The sequence below is a fragment of the Streptomyces sp. NPDC049585 genome, from assembly GCF_040675615.1.
Taxonomy (GTDB): Bacteria; Actinomycetota; Actinomycetes; order Streptomycetales; family Streptomycetaceae; genus Streptomyces; species Streptomyces luteosporeus.
The window spans coordinates 26,099-35,044 of the sequence record NZ_JBFAPE010000047.1; the positions used below are offsets into that span (position 1 = coordinate 26,099).

Sequence of the window (8,946 nt, forward strand, 5' to 3'; positions counted from 1 at the left end):
TCATGAGTGACGCCCACACCTGCGCCCTGCCCGACGCCAACGATCCGCTGGCCCTCGCCGACCTGTTCAAGGGCGGCGGCGAGCCGTGGCTCCCACTGCTGAAGCCGGTCATCGAGGCCCAGCCGGACGCCTCCGCGTTCATCGGCCCGGGGCGCAGCCCGGAGGTCGTACCGGTCCGCGAACTGACCTTCCAGGCGCTCAAGCCGCATGCGCCCCACAAGTGGAAGGTCGTCGTCTTCGGCCAGAACCCCTATCCGCGGCCGGAGAGCGCCACCGGCATCGCCATGTTCGACAACACCTTCCACGACTGGAAGGACAGTCAGTTCGGCAGGGTCGTCAGCATTCGTTGCCTGATCAAGGCGGCGGCGATGTGGAAGTACGGGATTCCCAAGAAGACACCGATCGCCGACATCCGGGCGCTGTTGAAGAAGCAGGACACCGTCCAGCCGCCGGAATGGTTCCAGGCGATGCTCACGCAGGGCGTCCTGCTGCTGAACGCCGCGCTCACCGCCAGTGCTGATGGAGCGATGGGCACCGACCGGCACACCGCGTTCTGGCGGCCGGTCGCGGAGCGGATCGTCGAGGAGATCCTCAAGGCCAAGCAGGAGGCGGCCGAGGAGGAGGACCGCGGTGTCGTCTTCGCCTGGTGGGGAGCCCACGCACGCAATCTGAAGAAGGTCGTCCTGCGGCTTCAGGAGAAGTACCCGGACGTCGACGTCCGGCACATCGACCATGCCAACCCCGCCGCACAGGGCGACCTCTTCTGCGACGGCGAGCACTTCCGCGTGGTGAACGACGCCCTCGCCTCGCTGGGCGCCGACACCATCGACTGGCTGCCGAGCAAGGGCTGGGACGCGCACGCGTCCGAGGGTGCAGGCGCGGACGGCGGCGTCGCCGAGCGCATGGGCGCGTTCATCGCATCCACGATGGAGCTGCACCAGCTGTACCTGGACCGGCTCGCCGGCGTGAAGGACGAGGGCCTGGTCCTCTCCCCCATCACCGGCGTCTTCGACACGCCGCTCATGGACTTCCGGGACGCCGTCTCCCCCGTCGCCCGGCTGCTGTCCGGGCTCGACCGGCACGTCACGCTCTCGCACGAATTCGGCAAGCGGCGGGCGGACGCGACGTCCGGCAGCCTGTCCGCCGACGCGATCGCCGCCCTCTACCTCTACACCTGCCAGTCCGCCTTCTACCGGGAGATCAACGCCATCCTGCGCTCCCCCGACCGGACCAGGGTCCTGCCGTATCTGCCGTACCTGCGGCTGCTGTTCTCCGCGGTGTCCGGCCTTCCCACCCGCACGGAACCGCTGTGGCGCGGCGTACCGCTGGACCTGCGGGCCCAGTACCCGGTCGGCGGGACCGTGACCTGGTGGGGCGTGTCCTCGTGCACCTCCAAGCACAGCGTGGCCCGGGCGTTCCTCGGCGGCCGCGGCAAGCGGACGCTCTTCGAGGTGACCCCCGCCCGGGCCGTGGGCATCCGCAGCTACTCCGCGTTCACGGACGAAGAGGAATTCATCCTTCTGCCGGGCACCCAGCTCAAGGTGACGGACGTCGAAACCGAACGCAACGGCCTGTGCACCGTGAAGCTGGCCGAGCTGCAGGAGCCGCCGCTGGTCTCCTGAGCGGGAAGTGGAGCGGCGCCCGGCCGGCGCCGTGACGCTCGGTCAGCCACACCACCACCAGGACCGCCGAGATCGCACCGCCCAGCGCGCACACCCCGTGCCACCCCGCCGCACCCCACACGGCGGACGTGAGGGCCGAGCCTGCGGCGCCACCGGCGAAGTACGAGGTCATGTACGCGGAGTTGAGGCGGTTGCGGGCCTCGGGACGCAGCGCGTACACGAGGTTCTGGTTGCTGATGTGCAGGCCCTGGACGGCGGCGTCGAGCACGACGGCGCCGGCGAGCAGGGCCGTGAGCGCCCAGGCGCCTCCCGCGCCGCCGGCGCCGAGCAGGGCCCAGGAGGCGAGCAGCAGGAACGCCGAGGTGCCGCTCACCCGGTGCACCAGGCCGCGGTCCGCCAGCCGCCCGCCGATCGAGGCGGACAGGGAGCCGGCGGCGCCGACCAGGCCCAGCAGCCCGATCGCGGACCCGGACCAGCGGTAGGCGGGGCCGGACAGCAGGAAGGCGAGGGCCGTCCACAGGACGCTGAACGCGGCGAAGGACAGCGCACCCATCGCCGCCCGGCGCCGCAGCACGGGCTCGTGGGCGAAGAGCGCCGCGGTCGAACCCAGCAGCTTGGGGTACGCCAGCCCGGCGGGCGTCCGCAGCCGGGGCAGGGACAGCCGCAACAGGACCGCCACGAGGGCCATGAGTCCCGCGTTGACCCAGTAGACGGTGCGCCAGCCGCCGACGCCGGAGAGGAGGCCGGCGGCGGTGCGGGCCAGCAGGATGCCCAGCAGCAGGCCGGTCATCACGGTGCCGACCGTGCTGCCGCGCTTCTCGGGCGCGGCGAGGGTGGCCGCGTACGGGACGACGACCTGCGCCGCGACGGAGGTGAGCCCGGTGAGGGCGGTGCCCACCAGCAGCCCGGTGCCGTCCGCCGCGCTCGCCGTCACGGCGAGGAAGACGGCTGTCGCGGCGCACAGCCCGACCGCCAGGCGGCGGCGTTCGACGAGGTCCCCGAGGGGGACGAGGAGGACGAGGCCGAGCGCGTACCCGACCTGGGCGACGGTCACCACCAGCGCCGAGGCGCCGGCGCTCATGTGCAGATCGCGGCCGATGACGTCCAGCAGCGGCTGGGCGAAGTAGTTGCCCGCGACGGACAGGCCGCAGGCCACGGCCATCAGCAGGAGCGTGCCCCGGCCCAGCCCTCGTCCTTGCGTGGTGGTCGTGGCGGTCGGGGTGGTCGTGGCGCTCGTGGTGGTCATGGAGCGAGTCTCGGACGGGCCGATCCATGAGTCCAACACATAATTTTCATGGCAACGATCGCGATTTAAGATCGATGGATGGAGCTCCAGCAGATGCGCTACGTCGTCGCCGTCGCCGAGACCGGCGGCTTCACGCGCGCCGCCGAGCGGTGTCACGTGGTGCAGTCCGCGCTCAGCCATCAGATCGCCCGCCTGGAGAAGGAGCTCGGAGCACGTCTGTTCGACCGTACGAGCCGCAGCGTGCGCCTGACGCCCGCGGGCGAGGCCTTCGTCCCTGTGGCGCGGCAGGCGCTGGAGGCCGCCGACCGGGCCCGCGCCGAGGTCGACGCGGTGACGGGCGAGATCCGCGGCCGGCTGGCCGTCGGCACGATCTCCACCGTCGCCGCCGTGGACCCGGCCCACGAGCTGGGCCGTTTCCGCGCCAGGTACCCCCAGGTACGCATCAGCCTGCGCACCGCCATGAGCGAGGCCCTCATCGAGGGCGTGCGGCAGGGCACGCTCGACGTCGCCTTCATCGGCCTGGTGCCGGGCATGCGCCCCCAGGGCGTGCGCCGCAAGGAACTGGCCCACGACGAGCTGGTCGCCGTCGTGGCGCCCGAGCACCCGCTCGCCACCCGCACGCGCACGGACCTGCAGCGGCTGGCCGGCGAGCCGTTCGTCGACTTCCCCGTGGGATCGGCGGCCCGCCGGCAGCGCGACACGGCGTTCGAGGCGGCCGGCCTGGTGACGGACGTGCCCTTCGAGGTGACCGACATCGCGGCCCTGGTGCGGCTCGTCCGCGCCGGCCTGGGCATCGGCATGGTCCCCAAGGCCATCGCTTCCACCCTGCAGGGCGTGCACGCCCTGCAGGTGCGCAACGCGCCCTCCCGCGTCGAAATGCTCGTGTGGGGCACGCTCGGGCCGTCCCCGGCCGCCACGGCCTTCCTCTCCCAGCTCGGCGCGGACCCGGCCGACGCCACCTGAGGGCGCGGCGCGCCGGCACGCGACGAGTGGACCCCGGGCGCTCCGCGGGCGAGCCTGGAGGCATGGCGTCGCTCTTGCGCTCCGTTCCCCGGCCGGGAGCGAGTGCCCACACCTGGGGCCTCCTGACGCTGGGGCAGTGCCTGCCCTTCGTGATCGCCCTGCTGGTGCTGGCCATCGAGTTCTCGCCCGCACACTTTCTGTACACCGGCCCCCTCCTCACGGCGACGCCCGCGCTCGCGGCCGTGACGCTGGGGCTGCGGGGCACGCTCGCGGCGATCGGCCTCGCGGTGGCCGTCAGCGTGACGACCGCGACGTACAACGACGCCTGGGGCACCCAGCAGGTCTATACCAACCTGCTGGCCATCTTCCTGGTCTCGGTGGCGGGCATCACCTCCAACAGCGCCGTACGCACGCGCCGGGAACACGAACTGGACCAGGTCCGCCGCATCGCCACCGCGGCCCAGGAGGTCGTCCTGCGCCCTGTACCCGAACGGCTCGGCCCCTTCCGGACCGCCGGCATGTACCTCGCGGCCGAGCAGGGCGCGCAGATCGGCGGCGACCTCTACGAGATCCTGCAGACCCGCTACGGGGTCCGGATGATCGTGGGCGACGTGCGGGGCAAGGGACTCCAGGCCGTACGCGCCGCCGCGGCCGTCCTCGGCGCCTTCCGCGAGGCCGCGCAGTACGAGGACGACCTCACCGACGTGATGAACCGCTGCACCGCCGCACTGCGCCGCGAGACCGCTGTACCCGGCGCGTTCGACCAGATCGCCCTTCTGGAGGGCTTCGTCACCGCCCTCGTCGCCCAGGTGCCGGACGGACCCGTGGTCGAGGTGGTCAACCGCGGCCACCCGCCCCCACTGGTGACGCACGGCGACACCCTCCGCGTCCTGACGCCCGCCGACCCCCTCCCGCCCCTGTGGCTGGAGGACTTCGCCGCGGGTCACCCCGCCACGGCGGAGAGCCACCCGTTCGCACCCGGCGACCGCCTGCTGCTGTACACGGACGGCGTGATCGAGGCCCGCGACCCGAACGACGCCTTCTTCCCCCTGCCGGAGGCCATGCGCAAGACCGCCGCCGACCTCCCGTGCGGCCTGCCCAAGGACTTCCTTGAACACCTGCACGAGGCACTGCTGGGGCACACGCGGGGCCACCTGGCGGACGACGCGGCGATGCTGCTCGTGGAGCGGTGCGAGGAGGGGCACGAGCCGAAGCCCTGACGCGCAGGTCACATGGGGGTCGTCCCTACAGGACTGGGACAGTCCGGTCGCGGGGCGGGAAGCCGGGGGCGGGTGGCGAGGTGGTGCTGGAGACGGGCGTGACGGAACTGGTAGACGGGCCCCACCTGCCGGAGGATGCCGAGCCGATGCGCATCGGCGAGGAAAGCCTGCAGCCGCCACGGCAGCCGGCCGCGGGCGGCGAGGATCATGCGGGCGAGGGTGTAGTGGGGCCAGGAGTGCGCCGGCAGGGCTACGCCGGCGCCGAGGAGACCGCCGTGGAAGAGGCCGATCACAGCCGCGAACACAGTGGTCCGCAAGGGGTTGTACGGGGACCATGACACGACGGCCCGCATGATGCCGTCGGGAATGTCGAAGACCACTGCACAGGCTGCTCCGCTGATCAGCGAGATGAGGCGATCGGCTTGGATGGAGGACGTTGCCGTTGCCACTTCGTCAGCGGTGGACGGGCCCCGGACCCAGTCCAGTGCGGCCAGGCAGGCACCCACTGCAGCACCGATCGTCAGGCCCCACGGCACGGTTCCGGTCGGCAGGGCGGTCTCGTACCCGGCGAAGGTGTATCCGGCGAAGACCGTTTCGCTGATGGCGGCGACACCGGTGACGAGGACGAGCACGCGGATCAGCTGCCTGGGCCGGCCTCGTCGGGCGGGCCGGCTACGGCTCGGCATGCGAGGAGGAGCCGGCAGGCCGCCGGCTCCGAGCATGCACAGCCACAGGCTGAAGCAGACGAAGCCGATGGCGGCCACCAACACCGGTCCGAACAGGCCGTGGTAGTAGTACAGCGCCGCCGGCAGAGCCGCGAGACCGCCCGACAGGGACAAAACCGCAGCCACGGCGGCCGTACGGGCCAGGCTGCGTTCCTGCACGGCGATCAGACCGCCGAGCCCCAGGACAGGAATGTTGATGACGACCTCGAGCGCCGACAAGGGATACCACCGCAGTCCCTCGGGCCATGACGGCACGTCCAGGACAGCCACCAGGAGCGAGGTGGCCAGCAGGAGTCCGATGCATGTGGTCAGCGCCCACGTCCCCGCCCGCCGCCACGGCCCGGCCAGGGCCGGGGTCCACCGGTACAGCTGCCACCACATGAGGTCGTACGTCCCCTGGGCGTGCAGGCCCGCCGCAAGGCGGGCGAGGTGGCGCTGCGCCTGGCGGGGGTCCCAGCACCGGTTCGGGCGCTGTCTCTGTGCGCGGCCGTAGAGCGTCGGGATCAGCGCGTCGAGGAGGTGGCGCTCGATGTGGGCGGCGGTGGGGAAGCGCCGGGTGTCGGTGAGGTCGGCGGGGTCGTTGTCGTGGTCGGCGTAGACGGACCGGGCCAGGGCCACCATCAGGGGGCTCGTCAGTGCCTGGGCCGCGGGGGCCTGCGGCTGGTCGTCGAGGTGCTCGGCCAGGGCCTGCCAGCCGCGCTGGCGGGGCCCGGGCGGGGTGGCCAGCTTCAGCAGGGCGAGGGCGTCGTCGGTGCGTACGGGCGCGGGCTCCAGGACGGCCGCTCCGGTCAGGATGCCGCTCTCCGTCACCGCTCGCACGTAGTCGTCGCTGCGGCAGGTGAGGACGAGCGGGGTGTCGGCCGGCAGGGTGTCGTTGAGGGAGGCCAGGGCTGCTGCCCGGCTCTGTGCGGGGAGTTCGTCGAGCCCGTCGAGGACGGGAATCAGGCGGTGCTCGGTGAGAAGGTCCTCGATGGCACTGGCACCGTAGTTCTCGGTGTCGGCCAGCGCCGGGTAGTCCGCAGCCATGCGGCGGCGCAGCCAGTTCCGGGCGCTCTCTCGCGCAGGGTCGAAGGAGGACAGCGAGAAGAGCACGGGCACCGGGTCACCGGTGGTGCGCGTGCGCAGCAGGGCGAGCAGCAGCAGGACGGCGAAGGTCGTTTTTCCCGATCCTCCCGGTCCCAGGACCACCAGGCGCCGGCGCGTGAGCGAGCCGAAGGCCGCGGCCAGTTGCTGCGGGTCGCCGGCCCGGCAGACCACTGCGGTGCCCACCAGCTGACGATGGTCGGACACCCCCGGGTGGGAGCAGTCCGTCCAGACCACGGGCAGCGGCTGCGGATCGTACAGTTGCCGCAGGATCGCCTCGTCCTCCCACTGCCGGCGGACCGTGCGGGCCAACATCTCTGTCGCCTCGGCGACTTGCCCGCTGCTGGAGGGCGCCCGGCTCCGGCCGGAGCGCGAGGCCCACACGGACAGCACTCCGAACAGGGCGATGACCGCACTCACGACCGCTGCTGCAGCGGAGATCCGCGCAGGATCCCGCAGCGGCCACACCACCGACAACCCACAGGCGACCACGGCGCACAGTACCCAGGTCACCTTCCATCGCTTGCTCACGGAGAGTAAAACGACCACCAGCGGCCGCAGTTACCGACCGTCCCTGGGTACGCCTTGCGGCGCTGCGGCGGCCAGGCGTCGGCGGACGAGGTCGGCCATGTCGGCGAGGGTGCCGCCACGTCCACCTGCTCGCCGAGCAGCCGGGCGGCGAGGGGGAACACGCGGTGGGGGCGAGTGGTTCCGGGCCGATCGCGGCGAGGTCGGCGACCGTGCCGGCTCGGCGTCCGCCGCGGCCACGGCGGCACGGAGGACCACGTCCCTCGGCGACGCCCTTCGGGTGGACTACCCCATGGGCACGGTGCGGCGCGGGAAGAAGGGAGGGAAGGATCGAGAGGCGCAAACCGCCCGAAGCAATGAAGCTCGTCAGGAGGGCCCCGGCGTCCGGCGGCCACTTCGGCACCTTGACAGGACTCGGCTCAAGTTTTATGAAGGCAGGGAGGTGATGCATCGTGGCACGCGCTGTCGGAATCGACCTTGGTACGACGAACTCCGTGGTGTGCGTCCTGGAGGGCGGGGAGCCCTCGGTCGTCACGAACGCGGAGGGTATGCGAACGACACCGTCCGTCGTCGCGTTCGCGAAGGGCGGGGAGGTGCTGATCGGCGAGATCGCCAAGCGCCAGGCCGTGACGAACGTCGAACGCACCGCCCGTTCGGTCAAGCGGCACATGGGCGATGCGCAGTGGCACTTTCCCGACTCGGGGACCGTGGACGGCAAGCGGTTCACCGCGCAGGAGATCTCCGCCCGGGTGCTGCAGAAGCTCAAGCGGGACGCGGAGGCCTTCCTGGGGGACGACGTGACGGAGGCCGTCATCACCGTCCCCGCGTACTTCAACGACGCCCAGCGCACCGCGACGAAGGAGGCGGGCGAAATCGCGGGCCTGAAGGTCCTGCGGATCATCAACGAGCCGACGTCCGCCGCGCTCGCCTACGGCCTCGACAAGGAGAACGACCAGACCGTCCTCGTCTTCGACCTCGGTGGCGGCACCTTCGACGTCTCGCTGCTGGAGATCGGCGAGGGCGTGGTCGAGGTGAAGTCGACGTCCGGTGACACGGAACTGGGCGGCGACGACTGGGACCAGCGGGTCGTCGACCATCTGGTGAAGCAGTTCAAGAACGGCTACGGCATCGATCTCTCGCAGGACAAGATGGCCGTCCAGCGGCTGCGGGAGGCCGCCGAGAAGGCGAAGATCGAGCTGTCGGCCGCCACGGAGACGACGATCAACCTGCCCTACATCACGGCGTCCGCCGAGGGCCCGCTGCACCTGGACGAAAAACTCACCCGCGCCCAGTTCCAGCAGCTGACCGCCGACCTGCTCGAGCGCTGCAAGGGCCCGTTCCACAACGCGGTGAAGGATGCCGGCATCAAGGTCGCGGACATCGACCACGTCATCCTGGTCGGCGGTTCGACGCGGATGCCGGCGGTGACCGACCTGGTTAAGGAACTCACCGGTAAGGAGCCGCACAAGGGTGTGAACCCGGACGAGGTCGTCGCCATCGGCGCCGCCCTGCAGGCCGGTGTCCTCAAGGGTGAGGTCAAGGACGTCCTGCTCCTCGAC

At 71.6% G+C, this 8,946-nt stretch carries 6 protein-coding genes; 4 read left to right on the plus strand and 2 right to left on the minus strand.

The features are described from left to right. Positions 1–2 precede the first annotated feature (2 nt). Complete coding sequence (locus AB0K17_RS28785; RefSeq protein ID WP_365984772.1) at positions 3–1,622, plus strand: ADP-ribosyltransferase domain-containing protein; 1,620 nt, start codon at positions 3–5, stop codon at positions 1,620–1,622. Here AB0K17_RS28785 and AB0K17_RS28790 read toward each other — a convergent pair. Beyond that, complete coding sequence (locus tag AB0K17_RS28790; protein ID WP_365984773.1) at positions 1,537–2,868, minus strand: MFS transporter; 1,332 nt, start codon at positions 2,866–2,868, stop codon at positions 1,537–1,539. The genes AB0K17_RS28785 and AB0K17_RS28790 overlap by 86 nt on opposite strands. Positions 2,869–2,946: 78 nt before the next feature. On the opposite strand from AB0K17_RS28790, the gene AB0K17_RS28795 reads away from it, so the two are divergent. Continuing rightward, on the plus strand, positions 2,947–3,831 hold the full coding sequence (locus tag AB0K17_RS28795; protein ID WP_365984774.1) for a LysR family transcriptional regulator: 885 nt from the start codon (positions 2,947–2,949) through the stop codon (positions 3,829–3,831). 62 nt (positions 3,832–3,893) lie between these two features. Beyond that, complete coding sequence (locus AB0K17_RS28800) at positions 3,894–5,051, plus strand: PP2C family protein-serine/threonine phosphatase (protein ID WP_365984775.1); 1,158 nt, start codon at positions 3,894–3,896, stop codon at positions 5,049–5,051. 8 nt (positions 5,052–5,059) lie between these two features. On the opposite strand, the gene AB0K17_RS28805 is transcribed toward AB0K17_RS28800, so the two are convergent. After that, positions 5,060–7,390, minus strand: coding sequence for an NACHT domain-containing protein (locus AB0K17_RS28805; RefSeq protein ID WP_365984776.1), 2,331 nt, complete (start codon positions 7,388–7,390; stop codon positions 5,060–5,062). 449 nt (positions 7,391–7,839) lie between these two features. Here AB0K17_RS28805 and AB0K17_RS28810 point away from each other — a divergent pair. Then, a partial coding sequence (locus AB0K17_RS28810; RefSeq protein WP_365984777.1) for an Hsp70 family protein occupies positions 7,840–8,946 on the plus strand: 1,107 nt, incomplete at its 3' end.